This is a genomic window from Limosilactobacillus sp. WILCCON 0051 (assembly GCF_039955095.1).
Classification (GTDB): Bacteria; Bacillota; Bacilli; order Lactobacillales; family Lactobacillaceae; genus Limosilactobacillus; species Limosilactobacillus allomucosae.
Window position 1 is genome coordinate 322,179 of record NZ_CP154878.1, and the last position, 16,978, is coordinate 339,156.

Annotated in this window: 19 protein-coding genes; all 19 read left to right on the top strand. The window is 48.8% G+C overall.

Annotated elements, in window-relative coordinates:
* The first annotated feature begins 4 nt into the window (after positions 1-4).
* Complete coding sequence (locus ABC765_RS01435) at positions 5-2,254, top strand: RNA degradosome polyphosphate kinase (protein ID WP_347980912.1); 2,250 nt, start codon at positions 5-7, stop codon at positions 2,252-2,254.
* A complete protein-coding gene (locus ABC765_RS01440) occupies positions 2,247-3,206 on the top strand; it encodes a Ppx/GppA family phosphatase (protein ID WP_347980561.1) in 960 nt (319 codons plus the stop codon). Before ABC765_RS01435 ends, ABC765_RS01440 begins: the two co-directional genes overlap by 8 nt.
* Positions 3,207-3,314: 108 nt before the next feature.
* Positions 3,315-4,313 carry a UDP-glucose 4-epimerase GalE gene (gene galE, locus ABC765_RS01445; protein WP_033934300.1) on the top strand — a complete coding sequence of 333 codons (999 nt, stop codon included), beginning with the start codon at positions 3,315-3,317 and terminating at the stop codon, positions 4,311-4,313.
* A 115-nt stretch (positions 4,314-4,428) separates the two neighbouring features.
* The gene (tsaB, locus tag ABC765_RS01450; RefSeq protein WP_347980562.1) at positions 4,429-5,154 is read left to right on the top strand and encodes a tRNA (adenosine(37)-N6)-threonylcarbamoyltransferase complex dimerization subunit type 1 TsaB; all 726 of its coding nucleotides are present in this window, start codon (positions 4,429-4,431) and stop codon (positions 5,152-5,154) included.
* A complete protein-coding gene (gene rimI / locus ABC765_RS01455) occupies positions 5,138-5,698 on the top strand; it encodes a ribosomal protein S18-alanine N-acetyltransferase (RefSeq protein ID WP_347952701.1) in 561 nt (186 codons plus the stop codon). Before tsaB ends, rimI begins: the two co-directional genes overlap by 17 nt.
* 6 nt (positions 5,699-5,704) lie before the next feature.
* Complete coding sequence (gene tsaD / locus ABC765_RS01460; protein WP_347980563.1) at positions 5,705-6,754, top strand: tRNA (adenosine(37)-N6)-threonylcarbamoyltransferase complex transferase subunit TsaD; 1,050 nt, start codon at positions 5,705-5,707, stop codon at positions 6,752-6,754.
* A gap of 306 nt (positions 6,755-7,060) precedes the next feature.
* On the top strand, positions 7,061-7,507 hold the full coding sequence (fabZ, locus tag ABC765_RS01465; protein ID WP_033934303.1) for a 3-hydroxyacyl-ACP dehydratase FabZ: 447 nt from the start codon (positions 7,061-7,063) through the stop codon (positions 7,505-7,507).
* A 71-nt stretch (positions 7,508-7,578) separates the two neighbouring features.
* On the top strand, positions 7,579-8,019 hold the full coding sequence (locus tag ABC765_RS01470; protein ID WP_006500455.1) for a MarR family winged helix-turn-helix transcriptional regulator: 441 nt from the start codon (positions 7,579-7,581) through the stop codon (positions 8,017-8,019).
* A gap of 16 nt (positions 8,020-8,035) precedes the next feature.
* Positions 8,036-9,010 (top strand): beta-ketoacyl-ACP synthase III, encoded by a 975-nt coding sequence (locus tag ABC765_RS01475; protein ID WP_048345404.1) that lies wholly within the window; start codon positions 8,036-8,038, stop codon positions 9,008-9,010.
* A 34-nt stretch (positions 9,011-9,044) separates the two neighbouring features.
* Positions 9,045-9,293 carry an acyl carrier protein gene (locus tag ABC765_RS01480; RefSeq protein ID WP_034541312.1) on the top strand — a complete coding sequence of 83 codons (249 nt, stop codon included), beginning with the start codon at positions 9,045-9,047 and terminating at the stop codon, positions 9,291-9,293.
* A 1-nt stretch (position 9,294) separates the two neighbouring features.
* Positions 9,295-10,227, top strand: a complete 933-nt coding sequence (locus ABC765_RS01485; RefSeq protein WP_347980564.1) for an ACP S-malonyltransferase — start codon at positions 9,295-9,297, stop codon at positions 10,225-10,227.
* A complete protein-coding gene (gene fabG, locus ABC765_RS01490) occupies positions 10,218-10,949 on the top strand; it encodes a 3-oxoacyl-[acyl-carrier-protein] reductase (RefSeq protein ID WP_347980565.1) in 732 nt (243 codons plus the stop codon). Before ABC765_RS01485 ends, fabG begins: the two co-directional genes overlap by 10 nt.
* A gap of 9 nt (positions 10,950-10,958) precedes the next feature.
* Entirely contained in the window at positions 10,959-12,191 is a 1,233-nt protein-coding gene (gene fabF / locus ABC765_RS01495) for a beta-ketoacyl-ACP synthase II (protein WP_347963269.1), read from the top strand.
* A gap of 7 nt (positions 12,192-12,198) precedes the next feature.
* A complete protein-coding gene (locus ABC765_RS01500) occupies positions 12,199-12,621 on the top strand; it encodes a biotin/lipoyl-containing protein (RefSeq protein WP_347980566.1) in 423 nt (140 codons plus the stop codon).
* Between the two features lie 3 nt (positions 12,622-12,624).
* Positions 12,625-13,059 (top strand): 3-hydroxyacyl-ACP dehydratase FabZ, encoded by a 435-nt coding sequence (gene fabZ / locus ABC765_RS01505; RefSeq protein WP_006500448.1) that lies wholly within the window; start codon positions 12,625-12,627, stop codon positions 13,057-13,059.
* 9 nt (positions 13,060-13,068) lie between these two features.
* The gene (gene accC, locus ABC765_RS01510; RefSeq protein WP_006500447.1) at positions 13,069-14,439 is read left to right on the top strand and encodes an acetyl-CoA carboxylase biotin carboxylase subunit; all 1,371 of its coding nucleotides are present in this window, start codon (positions 13,069-13,071) and stop codon (positions 14,437-14,439) included.
* Entirely contained in the window at positions 14,436-15,287 is an 852-nt protein-coding gene (locus tag ABC765_RS01515) for an acetyl-CoA carboxylase carboxyltransferase subunit beta (RefSeq protein WP_347980567.1), read from the top strand. The genes accC and ABC765_RS01515 overlap by 4 nt, the downstream gene beginning before the upstream one ends.
* A complete protein-coding gene (gene accA, locus ABC765_RS01520) occupies positions 15,280-16,053 on the top strand; it encodes a carboxyltransferase subunit alpha (protein WP_347980568.1) in 774 nt (257 codons plus the stop codon). The genes ABC765_RS01515 and accA overlap by 8 nt, the downstream gene beginning before the upstream one ends.
* A gap of 12 nt (positions 16,054-16,065) precedes the next feature.
* Positions 16,066-16,830 carry an enoyl-ACP reductase FabI gene (fabI, locus tag ABC765_RS01525; RefSeq protein WP_347980569.1) on the top strand — a complete coding sequence of 255 codons (765 nt, stop codon included), beginning with the start codon at positions 16,066-16,068 and terminating at the stop codon, positions 16,828-16,830.
* Positions 16,831-16,978: the final 148 nt, after the last annotated feature.

Here is a 16,978-nt window from a genome sequence, read left to right on the forward strand (position 1 = left end):
AATGATGTATAAAGATTTCTATCAGCCGCAAAACTACGTCAACCGTGAGCTTTCTTGGATTGACTTTAATGGTCGGGTTTTAGAAGAAGCGCTGGCCCCAGAAAATCCGCTGCTGGAACGAGCTAATTTCTTGGGGATTACGCAAAGCAACGTGGACGAGTTCTTTATGGTGCGAGTTGCCTCGCTGCATAAGCTTTCGGCCGCCAACGTCACGACAACCGATGCTTCCGGCATGACGCCTAAAGAACAGCTGGACGCGGTTAATGAAAAAGAACATGGCATGGTTGAGCAGCGCTATCAGATTTATAATGATCAGCTGCTGCCAGAACTGGCATCGCAAAATATTCAGATTCTGCATGTCAGAAGCTTGGATGCGGAACAATATGAATACGTTCGTCGCTACTTCAATGAGGAATTGATGCCGGTGCTGACGCCAATGGCTGATGATACGTCGCGGCCATTTCCTTTTATCTCCAATAATTCGCTCAATATTGCAATCAAGCTGGAACGCGATCCAGAAAGCCTGCACGTTAAAGAGCACGAAATTCTGGAAGGCGATCAAGAGATTCAAGGCCGCTCCCAAGAACCTCATGATGAGAATACCGAAAACGAAGAGAAATTTGCAACGGTCCGCGTTCCTGAGATCTATAAGCGTCTGGTCAAGCTGCCAGGCGAAAACCAGTTTGTCTTATTGGATGAATTGATCAAGGAATTTCTTTCGGTGCTTTTTCCGGGCTACCGCATTATTTCTTCTGGTACCTATCGGGTCATGCGGGACATGGATCTGGACGTTGCTGAAGAAGACACGTCTGATCTATTGCGGGCCGTTCAGCATCAGCTGCGGGAGCGTGAACATGGTCATGTCATGCGTCTAGAGGTTGAGCGTGATATTGATCCATGGCTGGAAAATCATCTGATCAAGAACCTGCATGTAAACGAAACAGCGGTCTACCGTGTCAATGGACCAGTCGATCTGACGTTTTTAAAGAAGCTTTCAGGGATGGTCAAGGGGCATGATGAGCTGCGCTACCAGCCGTTCAAGGCACATCTCGATCCGCGCTTTGATATGGATCATAATATCTTTGAGGCAATTCGCGCCAAAGATCATCTGGTTCAGCATCCTTATGATGATTTTCAATCGGTCGTCAACTTCATTCATCAAGCGGCTACTGATGATCAGGTCCTGGCAATTAAGATGACCTTGTATCGAGTCTCTGGCAATTCGCCGATCATCAAGTATCTAGGAATGGCTGCTCAGCAAGGCAAGCAGGTTACGGTTTTGGTTGAAGTCAAGGCGCGGTTTGACGAACAAAACAACGTTCGCTGGGCGCGGCGTCTAGAACGAATGGGCTGTCACGTTATCTATGGTCTGGTTGGCTTAAAGACGCACTGTAAGCTGGCATTGGTCATTCGACGCGACGAGGACGGCATCCGGCGCTACATGCATCTGGGGACTGGTAACTATAATGACGTTACGGCTCACTTTTACACTGATATGGGACTGTTTACGTGCGACTACGAGCTGGGCGAGGATATGACCAATCTGTTCAACATGCTTTCAGGATTTGCGCGGCCACGCTACTTCCATAAGCTGCGAGTCTCACCAGATGGCATTCGTGAGTTTATCGATGGCAAGATTGATGAGCAGATCAAGCTTGCCAAGGCCGGCAGTCCAGCTTTGATTCGCATGAAGATGAACTCGCTGTCTGACAAACAGATCATCGCGCGGCTTTATGAAGCGGCCGCGGCTGGCGTTAAGATTCAGCTGCTGATTCGCGGAATTACTTGTCTGCGCAATGATCTGCCCCAGCTGCATGAAAATATTGAGGTCCATTCAATCGTGGGCCGTTTTTTGGAACATTCACGAATCTATTACTTCAAAGGCAACGGCCATGAAGAGATCTATCTGGCCAGTGCCGATATGATGACGCGCAATCTGAATCGGCGGGTTGAAGAACTGTTCCCAGTCTTAGAGAGTGATACCAAGGCGCGGGCAATCGATATTTTTGACAAGATGTGGCAAGACAATGTCAAGACACGGATTCTGCACGGCAACAAGTATGAGCGAATTGACCGCGGTAAGGCACAGCCGTTTAGCTGTCAAGAATACTTTATTGATCAAGCGCAGGCGGCTAACCGAGCTGATAAAAAGGAAACGGAACAGCATCAGGCAGCCAGTGCCTTTCAGCCAATGACGCGTCATGTATCCAAGCTGCATTTGAATGATGAAAAAGAGGACAATGCGCATGATTAATCTGGCGGTTATTGATCTGGGCTCAAATTCAGTTCGGCTGCGAATTACCGAGATTGACGAGTCTGGCAATTATAATTTGGTAAGCTATGAAAAAGAATATGTTCGTCTTTCAGAAAACATGGGGCCAGAAAAAATGCTCAAGCCGGCGCCAATGGATCGGACGATAAAAGCACTGCAGCATTTTAAGCAGCTCTGTATGACGCTGGAAAACGTTCGGGTGATTGCGGTTGCCACAGCTGCCGTTCGTCAGGCGGCCAACCAGACCGAATTCCTAAAACGGGTCAAGGCAGAGACTGGTTTTAGCTTTAAGGTGATCTCTGGTGAGCGGGAAGCTTATCTGGACTATGTTGGCGTTACCAGAACCTTGCCGATTGAAAACGGGTTGATTATTGATACTGGCGGTGCCAGCATGGAATTGATCTATGTCGATGACGGACAGGCTGAAGAAATCATCAGTCTGCCGATTGGCGCAGTTCTGCTGTCGCAAGAGTATCACTTGGAGGATCGCATTAAAGCAGCAGATCTGTTTGATGCCATCGTCAGAGTTGATCACGCACTAGGACCTCAGCACTGGCTGCAGCGGGCCCGACACCAAGAAGTCGTGGCCCTGGGCGGCAGCAATCGGGCCTTAGCTAAGATCTATCGCTGGCAGCTGGAGGCTCAGGGCAAAGGACGTCAGCCAGTTCATGGTCTTAAGATGTCAACGGCTGATGCCAATCGAATCATGCACTCGCTGCTTGCAATGGATAAAAAGCAGCGGGCTGATGTTCATGGGATTGCTTCTGAGCGGGCTGACGTAATTATTGGCGGTCTGCTGCCATTAATGGCGATTCTGCGGCAATTGGACGTCAAGCAGCTGACTTTTAGCAATAATGGGCTGCGGGAAGGCTTAATGTTTAAGTTCTTGGATCACGAGATTATGAGCAGTATCGTGCAGCCGCTGTCTGATTAAAATTTTTAAAGAATGATTTAGATAAGGTTTTTACTAAAATTTTATGTTATAATTTTACCAAGAGAGAAACGATGAGGTAAACCTGTCAAGTTAAGGGAGGAAAACACTTTGGCTATTTTAGTTGCAGGTGGGGCCGGATACATTGGCTCACACATGGTTAAAGATTTAATTGAACATGGTTATGACGTTGTCGTTGCAGACAACCTTTCAACGGGACACAAAAAGGCCATTAATCCAAAGGCCAAGTTCTACTATGGCGACATTCGCGACCGTGCCTTTTTGGACCGGATCTTTGTCAATGAAGAGATTGAAGCCGTAGTTCACTTTGCGGCCTTCTCAATCGTTCCCGAATCAATGAGTGAGCCTTTGAAGTACTTTGACAACAATACGAGTGGGATGGTTACGCTTTTGGAAGCCATGCGCGACTTTGGCGTTAAATACATTGTCTTCAGCTCAACGGCCGCTACTTATGGTACGCCTGAGCACATGCCAATCAAGGAAACTGATCCGCAAAAGCCAATCAATCCATATGGTCTGTCCAAGCTGATGATGGAACAAATGATGGCATGGGCTGACAAGGCTTATGGCATCAAGTTCGTGGCTCTGCGCTACTTCAACGTGGCTGGAGCAGCTCCAGACGGTACGATTGGTGAGGATCATGGTCCCGAAACGCACTTGGTTCCAATCATCATGCAAGTTGCTCAAGGCAAGCGCAAAGAACTCAGCATCTTTGGCGATGACTACGATACGCCGGATGGTACCAACGTGCGTGACTATGTTCATGTTATGGATTTGGCTGATGCTCACATTCTGGCTTTGCAGTACCTGAAGAAGAACAATCAGTCCAACCAGTTCAACCTGGGTTCTTCAACTGGTTTTTCCAACAAGCAGATGCTGGAAGCGGCTCGTGAGGTTACGGGTAAGGAGATTCCAGCCAAGATGGCGCCTCGTCGTCCTGGGGATCCAGACTCATTGGTTGCTGCCAGTGAAAAGGCACGTGAAGTCTTGGGCTGGAAGCCGAAATTTGATGACGTGCACGATATCATTGCAACGGCTTGGAAGTGGCACTCCACGCATCCAAAGGGCTACGACGACCGCAATAATTAAAAATCAAATATTAATCGCTTAATTAAGAATGGGTACGGTAAGAGCTAAAAAGCTTGCCGTACTCATTTTTCAGTTGTGTGATAAAATTGCTAAGTACGAAAGGAACGAGAAACTAATGAAAATACTTGCAATCGATACCTCTAATCACCCAATGAGCGTGGCATTGGTAGAAGACGACCAGCTTCTAGCCACCACGACGCTTAATATGGTCCGCAATCACAGCATTTTTCTTTTACCGGTAATTGATGATCTGTTTCAAAAAGTTCAATGGCAGCCCCAAGACTTGGATCGGGTCGTAGTTGCCCAGGGTCCGGGATCATATACCGGCATCCGCATTGCAGTAACTACTGCCAAGGTGCTTGCAGATACTTTGGACATCGAATTGACAGGCGTCTCCAGCTTAAAGACGGTGGCGGCTAACCTGCCTTCAGCAACTGACGCCTTGATCGTGCCATTTTTTGATGCACGACGCGGCAACGTTTTTGCGGGGGTCTATCAGTGGCAAGATGATCAGCTGGTCAGCGTACTGCCTGATCAGCACCTGTCAATTCAGGCCTTGCTGGATCAGTTGGCAAAACTTGAAAAACCGGTCTTAATGGCAGGCGAGCTGACTGACCGTTTGCAAAAGCAGCTGAAAAACGTGCCTGAGCAGCTGAAGTTTCTACCGACTGCATTCAGCATTCCGTCAACCTATCAGCTGGCCTTGCTGGGTGAAAAGGCAGCACCGGTTAAAGACATTGATGCATTTGTGCCGCAATACTTAAGAATTACCGAGGCCGAGGCGGTTTGGCACCACCAGCACCCCGACGCTCCGCAGCAGGATTATGTTCGAGAAGTTTAAGAACTGGCTGGAACAGGTTGGCGGAACTGACCGGATGCCAATGACGTTTGCCAGCCGTTCGATCAGACTTAATCATCAATCTGGTACGATCAGCCAGGCCAAAGAAGCTGATATTACTGCCATGGTGCATATTGAGGAACTGATCTATGGCGTGGCACCGTGGAATCGAGCGGCATTTGCAGCGGATCTGAAGAAAAGTGATCGGCTGTATCTGGTGCTGAAAAATGCCAATGGGGACGTCCTGGGCTTTATCGGCTGTTCATTTGACTGGAATCGTGCTGATGCTCATATCACCAACTTTGGCGTGCATCCGGCTTTTCAAAGACAGGGACTGGGAACCTACCTGCTGCAGACGACTAGACAGATTGCTCTGGCACAAGCAATGCGCACGATGAGTCTGGAAGTCAGAGTCTCCAACTATCAGGCACAGCGGCTCTATCGACGGATGGGTTTTATGGATGGCGAGCTCAAGCGGCATTATTACCTGGACAATCATGAAGACGCGTTGGACATGGTTGCCCAGCTTGAAGAAGTGAAAGGATAGAATAAAGTGGCAAAAAGAAATTTGATTTTGGCGTTTGAAAGCAGTTGTGATGAGACCAGTGTGGCGGTCATTGAAGATGGGCAAAAGATCCTGAGCAATATCGTAGCAACCCAGATTTTGAGTCATCAGCGTTTTGGCGGGGTCGTGCCTGAGGTGGCCAGCCGTCATCATATTGAGCAGATTACCAAATGCATTGATAAGGCACTGAACGAGGCAGCCGTTGACTATGACGACTTAAGTGCGGTCGCGGTTACGTATGGTCCTGGTCTGGTTGGTTCGCTGCTGGTAGGCGTGACGGCCGCCAAAATGGTTGCCTGGGCTCATCAACTGCCATTGGTGCCGGTTAATCATATGGCTGGCCATCTATACGCGGCTCGTTTTGAAAACCAGTTTGCCTATCCGCAGCTGGCACTTTTGGTTTCGGGCGGCCACACGGAACTGGTTTACATGGCTAGTGAACATGAATACGAGATTATTGGCGAAACGCGTGATGATGCGGCCGGAGAAGCCTATGACAAGATTGGCCGAGTATTAGGCGTCAACTATCCAGCTGGTAAGACGATTGATGAGTGGGCAGCCAAAGGATCCGATACGTTCCATTTCCCGCGGGCGATGGAAAAAGAGGACAACTATGACTTCAGCTTCAGTGGTCTTAAAAGCGCCTTTATCAACACTGTACACAATGCCAATCAGCGTGGTCAAAAGCTGGATAAATATGATCTGGCGGCCAGCTTTCAACAAAGCGTAGTCGACGTATTGGCAGAAAAGACGATGCGGGCTTTGAGCGACTACCATGTCAAACAGCTGATCTTGGCTGGGGGCGTAGCAGCTAACCACGGACTGCGCAAACGTTTGGAGCGCGATTTAAAAGAGCAGCATCCAGAAGTAGAGCTTTTGATGGCGCCATTGAAACTATGTGGCGACAACGCGGCTATGATTGGGGCAGCCGGTTGGGTAAACTATCTGCATGGTGATCGCGCTGGTTGGGATCTTAATGCAGTTCCTGGGCTTTCGTTTGCAAGAAGCAATGCCAACCCGGATCTGGCAGCAAAATAAACTAGACAGCATTAAAAGAGCTTATGTTTTTGTTACAAAACATAAGCTCTTTTTTGGTAATAAATTTTGATAATCAAAATATTTTTATAAAACTTTTCCACAAGATATGACTGATAATTCATATTTATTAACGGGCATCATACTTGTACTCAATAATGGTATTTTGAGACATCAAAAGATATTTTAGTGTTTTTGATAACCGCTTTCATAGGGCGGATGAAGGTTGACTAAAAATTTGAATGACATATAATTCGATTATCGAATACTTTGATACTCGAAATACTTTTTTGAAGGCAGGTGACAAAATTGGCACTGATGACGGCACAAGAAATCATGGATCTGATTCCCAATCGCTATCCGATCTGCTATATCGATTATGTCGATGCCATGGAACCTGGAAAGAGCATTACCGCGACAAAAAACGTTACGATCAATGAATCATTTTTTCAAGGTCACTTTCCTGGCAACCCGGTTATGCCGGGAGTCTTGATAATTGAAACACTGGCCCAGGCAGCATCGATTCTGATTCTGAAATCACCAGAGTTTTTCAAGAAAACGGCATATCTGGGAGCAATTCACAATGCTAAGTTTCGCCAGATGGTGCGGCCGGGCGATGTCGTAAAGCTTGAGATCGAAATGATTAAAAAGCGGCGGCAAATGGGGATTGTCAAGGCAGTAGCCAAGGTCTTGGACAAAAAGGTCTGCAGCGCTGAATTGGTCTTTGTAGTGGCGGATCGCCAAGCTAAGATTTAGCCGCGGTTTAGTCTATAATGTATTTTGATAATCAAACTATTTGAGCTGTTAAGCAAAGGAGAAAATACATTATGAATGACGACTACCAAGAAATTAACCAGGCATTGGTGCGGGTCTATAACGGGATCTTATGGGTTGAAGAACACGAGCTGCGTAAAAGCATGTTTCGTGATTTGACGATCAAAGAGATGCACGCAATCGATGCAATCACCATGTACAATCACCAGACTGTTTCGCAGGTTGCACAAAAGCTCCATGTCTCACCAGGCACGATGACGGCAACGGCTGATCGGCTGGTGAAAAAGGGCTATGTAGAACGCTATCGTGATGAAGAGGATCGGCGCGTGATTCGGCTTGGCTTGACTCATAAGGGCCGCGTACTGTTTCGTGCGCACCGTGCCTTTCACAATATGATGGTTAAGGGCTTTTTAAAAGATATGAACGATGAGGAACTGAAAGTCGTTCGCAAGGCGTTGCGCAACTTGGAAGATTTTCTGGATGAACATGCCTGAGAGGATGAGAAAGCCTTTGGAAGACTTAAAAATCGTACAGACGGCCAGCTGGGTTCCTGATCAGGTCATTGATAATGATGACTTGAGTCGGATTATGGATACCTCTGACGATTGGATTCAATCAAGAACCGGAATCAAGCGGCGGCATATCAGCAAGCATGAGAACACGGCTGATCTGGCGTCTAAAACCGGTCAGCTGCTCTTAGAAAAAAGCGGCTGGCAGGCTGAGGAGCTTGATCTGATTTTAGTAGCTACCATGTCGCCAGATGCCTATACGCCTTCAACAGCCGCAATCGTTCAAGGCCGGCTGCAGGCGAAAAATGCAGTTGCCTTTGACGTTTCGGCGGCCTGTTCGGGATTTGTCTATGGCTTGGCAGTTGCCAGTCAGATGATGAGTACGGGAATGGTAAAAAAGGCCATGGTAATTGGCAGTGAGGTCTTAAGCAAGCTGATTGACTGGCATGATCGAACGACTGCCGTTTTATTCGGTGATGGTGCTGGGGGCGTCTTATTAGAAAAAGTGCCGGTTAAAGCACCAACCCTATTAGGACTGCAGCTAAAGACCTTTGGCGAGCTGAGCAATGAGCTGAGTGCCGGCATGACGAGTTCGGGAAATACCTTTCCTAAACCGCTGACTGAACTGACGCCATTTAAGATGAATGGACGCGCGGTCTACCGTTTTGCCACGCATGAGGTACCTGAATCAATTTTGCAGGCCAGTGCTCAAAATAAGCTGACGCTGGATCAGATTGATGTTTTTTTGCTGCATCAGGCCAATGCCCGCATTATCAAGCAGGTAGCCAAGCGCCTCAAGCAGCCTTTAGAAAAGTTTCCCATCAACATTGCTGAATATGGCAATACTTCTGCTGCCAGCGAACCAATTCTTTTAGACGAATGCGTTGAAAAAGGAATGATCAAACGAGGCGATATTTTAGCCTTGAGCGGGTTTGGCGGCGGTCTGACGACGGGAACGATTATTTTAAGATACTGATTTTGAACAACTGAAAAGAAATGAGGATAAACAAATGACTAAAGAAGAAATTTTTGCAACGGTAAAAGAAATCGCAGCTGAAGAACTGGATATCGATGAAGCCAAGATCGTGCCAGATGCCAAAATCAAAGAAGATCTGGAAGCAGACAGCCTGGACGTTTTTGAAATCATGAACGAACTGGAAGACAAGTTTGACATTGAACTGGATGTTGAAGATGGTGCCGAAACGATTAACGATGTCGTTGAACTGGTAGCCAAGCAGCTGGCAGCCAAGGAAGACTAAGATGCGGCTAGGGATTCTGTTTAGCGGGCAAGGAGCACAAAAACCGGGAATGGGCTGTGACCTGCTGGCTGATGAGACGTTTTCAAAAACGCTGGAGCAGGCCAGTGAGGCAGCTGAACTTGATATCGTCAAGCTTTTGAAGAGCGAAAATGGCGAGCTGAATCAAACCAGATACGTTCAGCCGGCACTGGCAGCTTTTAGCCTGGGAATCTGGCGGATGCTGCAGCGTGACCTGCCCAAATTGCCGGCAGCTGGCATGGTCGGCTTGTCGCTGGGGGAATATCCGGCTTTGATGGCGGCTGAATCCTTGGCGATTGATGCTGGATTTGCTCTGCTTAAGGATCGTGGTCAATATATGCAGACAGCTGCAGATAAAGTTGCCAGTACGCTGGCGGCGGTCATTGATTCGGATGTCGAACAGGTTGAAAAAATCTGTGCGCAGTTGCCAGATGTCTGGGTTGCCAATTACAATTCGCCACGACAACTGGTGATTGGCGGTACTCAAACAGGGATTAAAGAAGCGGTGGAACGGTTAAACGCAAATCAGGCAGCCAAACGAGTGATTAAGCTGAATGTCAGCGGTGCTTTTCATACGCCGCTGTTTGACGGTGCTCGCCAACAGATGAAAGCCCGCCTGCGCGACGTTGAATTTAGCCAGCCAAAGGTTCCCGTGATCAGCAATACGATCGTGGCTCCGTTTCAAGCTGAAGAAACAGCGGCTATTCTGGAGCGTCAACTGGCGGCACCAACTCATTTTGGCCAAGATCTGCAGTATCTGATTGATCATCAAAAGATTGAGGGAACGCTGGAAATTGGTCCCGGCAAGACGCTCAGCAAATTTGCCAAGCAGGTTGACGCTGGTTTGACGCGGGAACATATCGAAACGCGGCTGGATTATGAAAACTTTGTAAAGGAGCATGCCCAATGGAGCTAACCAATAAAACGGTATTGATTACCGGCAGCTCAAGAGGAATCGGCGCGGCAACGGCACTGGCATTTGCCAAGGTGGGCAGCCGCGTAATCTTGAATGCCCGTCATGAACTGCCAGCCTCATTAAAGCAGCAGCTGGATGAGCTTGGTGCTGAATATTGCTTTTTGCCAGGTGACGTCAGTGATGAACAGGTTGTTAAGAAATTGACCAAGACCGCGTGGGAAAAGTTTGGCGGAATTGACGTATTGATCAATAATGCCGGCATTACGCGAGACCGTCTGCTGATTGGCATGAAGACGGCAGATTTTGATGAAGTTCTGCAGGTCAACTTGAAAGGGCCGTTTTTAATGATTCAGGCGCTGCTTAAAAAGATGTATAAGCAGCGGGCAGGGGTCATCATCAATCTGGCCAGCGTCGTTGGTCTGCATGGTAACGCCGGCCAGGCCAACTATGCTGCCAGCAAGGCGGGAATCATTGGCCTGACTAAGACGGTAGCCAGAGAAGGCGCACTGCGGGGAATTCGCTGCAACGCTATCGCACCAGGGATGATTGCCAGCGATATGACGGCAGCCATGCCACAAAAAGCACAGGACCAGATTTTAGAAAGCCTGCCTTTGAAACGCTTTGGCGAACCGGCAGAAATTGCGCAGACGGCTTTGTTTTTAGCCCAGAATGATTACGTAACCGGTCAGACGATCGTGGTTGATGGCGGGATGACGATTTAGGAGAAGCTTATGACAAGAGTTGTAATTACAGGGATGGGGGCTGTTTCCCCAAACGGCAATGGCTTTGATGAGTTTGTTGAGCACACTTTAGCTGGAAAGATCGGCATCAAGCCAATCACCAAGTTTGACGCTGCGCCAACCGGAATTACGGTAGCTGGTCAGATTGATGATTTTGATCCCAGCGAGGCAGTTGGTAAAAAAGCGGCTCGCCGGATGGATCTTTATTCACAGTATGCCATTCAGACAGCGGCTGAAGCAGTTGCGATGGCTGGCATCAATGAAGAAAATACGGCACCTGAGGATCTGGGCGTTATCTATGGCTCGGGAATCGGCGGTTTGACCACGATTCAAGAGCAGGTAATCAAAATGCACGACAAAGGTCCCAAGCGAGTTTCGCCAATGTTTGTGCCAATGGCGATCGCTAATATGGCCGCGGGCAATATTGCGATTCGCTTCAATGCGCAAAATATCTGTACTTCAATCGTAACAGCCTGTGCAACGGGAACCAACTCGATCGGTGAAGCCTATCGTCAGATCAAGGAAGGCCGCGCGCAGGTCATGATTGCCGGTGGCTCAGAAGCTTCAGTCAATGAAATCGGGATTGCCGGTTTTGCTGCTTTGACCGCACTCAGCACGACGACGGATCCTTTGAAGGCTTCCCGGCCATTTGATAAGGATCGCAATGGCTTTGTCTTAGGCGAAGGTGGCGCGGCAATGGTTTTGGAGAGCCTTGAGCATGCGCAAAAGCGAGACGCTCAGATCTTAGGCGAGATCGTTGGCTATGGCGCAACGGGCGATGCCTATCACATTACTTCCCCTGATCCAGAAGGCCGTGGTGCATCAAGAGCCATGCAGCAGGCAATTGACGAGGCGGGAATTGCTCCAGAAAAAGTCGACTACATCAATGCTCATGGTACGGCAACCCATGCTAATGATGCTGGCGAGGCACTGGCTGTCAATCAGGTCTTTGGCAAGGACAGCCAAGTACTGGTCAGCTCAATCAAGGGCATGACCGGGCACCTGCTTGGGGCAGCCGGAGCAATTGAGGCGGTCGTTACCGTTGCTGCGTTGCAAAAAGGCGTGCTGCCGCCCAACGTTGGCTGCGAGAATCAAGATCCGGCCTGTCAGGTCAATCTGGTTGATCAAACCAATCAAAATCAGCCTGATGCAGAATATGCCCTGAGCAACTCATTTGGCTTTGGTGGACATAATGCCGTATTGGCTTTTCGAAAATGGAAGTGATTTTTAATTGGAATTAAAAGACGTTCAGCATTTAATGAAGGCGTTTGAGGCCTCAGATACCAGAGAGCTTAAGATTGATGATGGCTCGTTCCATCTTTATCTGAGCAAGAATCAGCAGGCAACTGCCAAGACTGATCCAAGCCCGCAGCCATCCCATGCCGAGCCGGTACGTCCCGTGGCTGCTGCAAGCACTCAGCAGATCAAGGCGCCGTTGGTTGGGACGGTCTATCTGCAGGCCAAGCCAGAGCAGCCAGCCTACGTCAAGGTTGGCAGCCAAGTTCACAAAGGCGATGTCGTCTGCATTATTGAGGCAATGAAGATGATGACAGAGGTTAAAAGTGATCAAAACGGCATCATCAGCGCAGTCAAGGTTAAAAATGGCGAGCTGGTAGAGGTTGATCAGCCTTTGTTTGAAGTTACGGAGGGTTAGTCAATGACTGAAACGATTTTGGATTCAAACGCGATTCAAAAGATCATTCCCCATCGCTATCCGATGCTCTTGATCGATCGCGTAATCGAGTTGGAACCAGGCCAAAAAGCCACGGCAATTCGCAATGTTACCATCAATGAAGAAGTCTTCAACGGTCATTTTCCGCAAAATCCGGTGCTGCCAGGTGCACTGATCGTTGAATCATTGGCGCAGACGGGAGCCGTAGCACTTTTGTCAGAGCCTGAGTTTGCAGGCAAGACGGCTTATTTTGGCGGCATCAAGTCGGCTGAGTTTCGCAAGGTCGTTCGTCCCGGCGATACGTTAAGACTTGAAGTCGAGCTTGAAAAAGTTCGCGGTCAGGTCGGACTGGGCAAGGGCGTAGCGACGGTTGATGGAAAAAAGGCCTGCACCGCAGAGCTTACCTTTTTGATTGGCTAGGTGAAAAGCATGTTTTCGAAAGTATTAGTAGCCAATCGTGGCGAGATCGCAGTACGAATCATCCGCTCGCTGCGGGAACTGGGTATCAAATCGGTGGCCATCTATTCAACCGCGGATCGCGACAGTCTGCATGTCCAGTTAGCCGACGAGGCCGTTTGCGTAGGCGGATCGCGGCCACAAGACTCGTACCTGAATATGCAGAATATCTTGGCAGCTGCAATCGGTACGGGCGCTCAGGCAATTCATCCTGGCTTTGGCTTTCTTTCGGAAAATGCAGCTTTTGCTGAGATGTGTGAAGCCTGTGGGATTGTCTTTATCGGACCGAAAGCATTGACGATCGATCTGATGGGCAATAAGGAACATGCCAGAGAGCAGATGAAAAAAAGCGGTATCCCGGTAATTCCTGGCAGTGATGGCTATCTTAGCAATGTTGAAAGCGCCAAGCAGGCTGCCGCAGCAATCGGTTATCCGGTTTTGCTAAAAGCAGCGGCAGGCGGCGGCGGTAAGGGAATTCGACGCATTGAGAATCAGGATCAGATGCAGCAGGCGTTTGATGAGGCTCAAAGCGAAGCGCGGCTGTCGTTTAATGATGATCGCATGTATCTGGAAAAGATTTTAGAAAACGTCAAGCATATTGAGGTTCAGGTCTTTTGTGACGATTTTGGCCATGCCGTCTGGTTCCCGGAACGTGACTGCTCTTTGCAGCGCAATAAGCAGAAGGTAATCGAAGAAAGTCCATGCTCCCTGATCAGTGAAGATGAGCGGCAATATCTAGGAAAACTGGCACTTAAGGCAGTTCAGGCGATTGACTACCGCAATACTGGGACGCTGGAGTTTTTGATGGATCAAGCGCATCATTTTTACTTTATGGAGATGAACACGCGGATTCAAGTTGAGCACACCGTTACGGAAATGGTAACCGGCATTGATTTGGTCAAGGCCCAGGTAATGGTTGCAGCCGGCGCCAAACTGCCTTTTAAACAGTCCGACATCAAGCTGCATGGTACGGCCATTGAATGCCGCATCAATGCCGAGAATCCACAAAAAAACTTCATGCCTTCAACGGGGACAATCAACTACCTATATCTGCCGGTTGGCAATCTGGGCATGCGGATTGATACCGCGCTTTATCCACAGGCCAAGGTAACGCCTTATTACGACTCAATGATTGCCAAGGTGATTGCACTTGGTCATGACCGTAATGAAGCTATTGAGAAATTAAAGCGGCTGTTAGGCGAGATGGTGATTACGGGAATTACGACCAACCAGAATTTTCATCTGGCAATTCTCAACGATCCCGAATTTTTGCGCGGAACGATGACGACCAATTATCTTGAGCAGGACTTTATGCCTCGTTGGAAAGGAGAGACTCAGCAGTGAAGCTTTATGTGCAGAAGAAAAACACGCTAAGCGAACGCCATGTTAAGGCGGATCAAAAAGCAGATGCCAAGGTTCCAGATGATCTGCTGCGCAAATGTCCGCAGTGTGGACTGACGATTATGAGCCGCCAGCTGGACTGCTACGCTGAGTGTCCACAGTGTCATTACGGCTTTCGCATTGGAGCTCGGCAGCGCTTGGCCTGGCTGACAGATGAGTTTGACGAGCTGGACATGGATCTGCAGACCAAGGATCCACTGGCTTTTCCAGGTTATCAAGATAAGCTGAAGACTGCTCAGAACAAGACTCAGCTCAACGATGCCGTTTTGACCGGTGTGGCTAGGATTGGCGACCAGCAGGCAGCTTTAGGCATCATGGATCCAGGCTTTATCATGGGGTCTTTAGGAACGGTTGCTGGCGAAAAGATTACGCGGCTGTTTGAACATGCAACGCAGCATCGACTGCCGGTCATCATGGTTACGGCATCTGGCGGGGCCCGAATGCAGGAAGGAATTCACTCTTTGATGCAGATGGCTAAGATCAGCAATGCGGTTGCCACACATGATCAGGCTGGGCTGCTTTATGCAGTCGTCTTAACCGGACCAACGACGGGTGGAGTTACGGCCAGTTTTGCCATGCAAGGCGATATTACTCTGGCTGAGCCGCACGCATTGGTAGGCTTTGCCGGCCGACGGGTAATTGAGCAGACGATGCATCAAAAGATTCCTAATGACCTGCAGGCTGCTGAAAATCTGCTGAAACACGGTTTTGTAGATGCAATCGTCAAACGCACGGATGAAAAGGCAATGCTGGAACGCCTGCTTAAGCTGGGAGGTGCCATGCATGTCTGAAAAAACGGCGGTTGAAATCGTTAAGGCCGCGCGCAGTGAAGAAAAGATCACCAGTGCAGAAATTTTAACGCAATTATTTTCTGATTTTATTGAATTGCACGGTGATCGCAATGGAACTGATGATCCGGCGATTAAAGGCGGCATTGCAGACTTTCACGGTCAGGCAGTGACGGTGATCACGACTGATCGCGGTCAAAGTATTGAAGAACGCATGGACTGTCATTTTGGCTGTCCGGAACCGGGTGGCTATCGCAAGTCGCTGCGCTTGATCAAGCAGGCGCAAAAGTTTGGTCGACCGGTCTTTTGCTTTGTCAATACGCCGGGGGCCTACCCTGGTCAGTCAGCAGAAGAAAATGGTCAGGGATCGGCAATTGCTCAGAATCTACTGGAGATCAGCAAGCTGGCGATTCCAATCATCACGGTGGTCTTTGGCGAAGGCGGCAGTGGCGGTGCGTTGGCGCTGGCTTGTGGCGATGAGGTCTGGATGCTTGAAAACAGTACTTATTCAATCCTTTCGCCAGAAGGATTTGCCTCGATCTTGTGGAAAGACAGCTCACGCGCGGCTGAGGCAGCTGAGATCATGCAGTTGACGCCGCAAGCCTTGAAAAAGCAGGGCGTCATTGAGGGGATCATTGCCGAGCCAGCCGATCATCAAGCCGTCATTGCCAATCTTGATGCGGTTTTGACTCGTGAGCTGGCAGTACTGCAGAAACTAACGCCAGCTGAACTGCTTCAGCGTCGCCAGCAACGTTTTAGAAAGTTTTAGTGAGGGAAAACAATGGAAGGAATTTTAAGCAATAAGCAAATCGTCGTCATGGGCGTAGCCAACAAGCGCTCGATTGCGTGGGGATGTGCTCAGGCGATGGAAAAGCAGGGGGCAACCGTGATCTACACCTATCAAAACGAACGGATGAAAAAAAGCGTCAGTCGTTTGGTTGGGGATGAAAAACGTTTGGTCGAATGCGACGTTGCCAACGACGACAGCATCCAGAAGGCTTTTACGGCAATTAAGCAGCGATTCGGCAAAGTGGATGGACTGGTCCATGCCATTGCCTATGCTAAAAAAGAAGAATTGAGCGGCTCGATTCTAAACGTCAGTCGTGAGGGGTATGCGCTGGCGCAAAACGTTTCGGCGTATTCTTTGATTGCCGTTGCCAAGGCAGCTCATGAGCTTGACCTGCTCAACGATCCTGCCAGCATTGCTACTTTGACCTATTTTGGCTCAGAGCGCGCAATTCCTAACTACAACGTCATGGGAATCGCCAAGGCAGCCTTAGAAGCCAGCGTTCGCTATTTGGCGCGCGACATGGGCTCGCTGGGCGTGCGGGTAAATGCCATCTCGGCTGGGGCGATGAAGACTCTGGCGGTTACGGGAATTGACAACCACAGCGATCTTTTGAAGATGTCACAGGAGCGGACGACTGATGGGCAGTCCGTTACCTTAGAAGAAATCGGCGGGACCTGCGCCTTCTTGATGAGTGACCTGTCAAAAGGAATTGCCGGCGACGTTATTTATGTTGATAAAGGCGTTCATTTAATCTAACGTGCAAAAGGATTCAGAGTTCTGAATCCTTTTAATTTTTGCTAAAAACAGGAAAGTTATTTAAAAAATTAAAAAATGGTTCGGCTTTTATTGGCTGATCTTAGCGATTTCTCATTTTTTAGTCAATCAACCTAAAAATTTATGATAT

Excerpts from the sequence above, each read along its gene's own strand:
- ABC765_RS01435 (WP_347980912.1), top strand. The coding sequence starts at position 5 with ATGTATAAAGATTTCTATCAGCCGCAAAACTACGTCAACCGTGAGCTT.
- ABC765_RS01440 (WP_347980561.1), top strand. The coding sequence starts at position 2,247 with ATGATTAATCTGGCGGTTATTGATCTGGGCTCAAATTCAGTTCGGCTG.
- tsaB (WP_347980562.1), top strand. The coding sequence starts at position 4,429 with ATGAAAATACTTGCAATCGATACCTCTAATCACCCAATGAGCGTGGCA.
- rimI (WP_347952701.1), top strand. The coding sequence starts at position 5,138 with ATGTTCGAGAAGTTTAAGAACTGGCTGGAACAGGTTGGCGGAACTGAC.
- ABC765_RS01470 (WP_006500455.1), top strand. The coding sequence starts at position 7,579 with ATGAATGACGACTACCAAGAAATTAACCAGGCATTGGTGCGGGTCTAT.
- ABC765_RS01480 (WP_034541312.1), top strand. The coding sequence starts at position 9,045 with ATGACTAAAGAAGAAATTTTTGCAACGGTAAAAGAAATCGCAGCTGAA.
- ABC765_RS01485 (WP_347980564.1), top strand. The coding sequence starts at position 9,295 with ATGCGGCTAGGGATTCTGTTTAGCGGGCAAGGAGCACAAAAACCGGGA.
- fabG (WP_347980565.1), top strand. The coding sequence starts at position 10,218 with ATGGAGCTAACCAATAAAACGGTATTGATTACCGGCAGCTCAAGAGGA.
- fabF (WP_347963269.1), top strand. The coding sequence starts at position 10,959 with ATGACAAGAGTTGTAATTACAGGGATGGGGGCTGTTTCCCCAAACGGC.
- fabZ (WP_006500448.1), top strand. The coding sequence starts at position 12,625 with ATGACTGAAACGATTTTGGATTCAAACGCGATTCAAAAGATCATTCCC.
- accC (WP_006500447.1), top strand. The coding sequence starts at position 13,069 with ATGTTTTCGAAAGTATTAGTAGCCAATCGTGGCGAGATCGCAGTACGA.
- accA (WP_347980568.1), top strand. The coding sequence starts at position 15,280 with ATGTCTGAAAAAACGGCGGTTGAAATCGTTAAGGCCGCGCGCAGTGAA.
- fabI (WP_347980569.1), top strand. The coding sequence starts at position 16,066 with ATGGAAGGAATTTTAAGCAATAAGCAAATCGTCGTCATGGGCGTAGCC.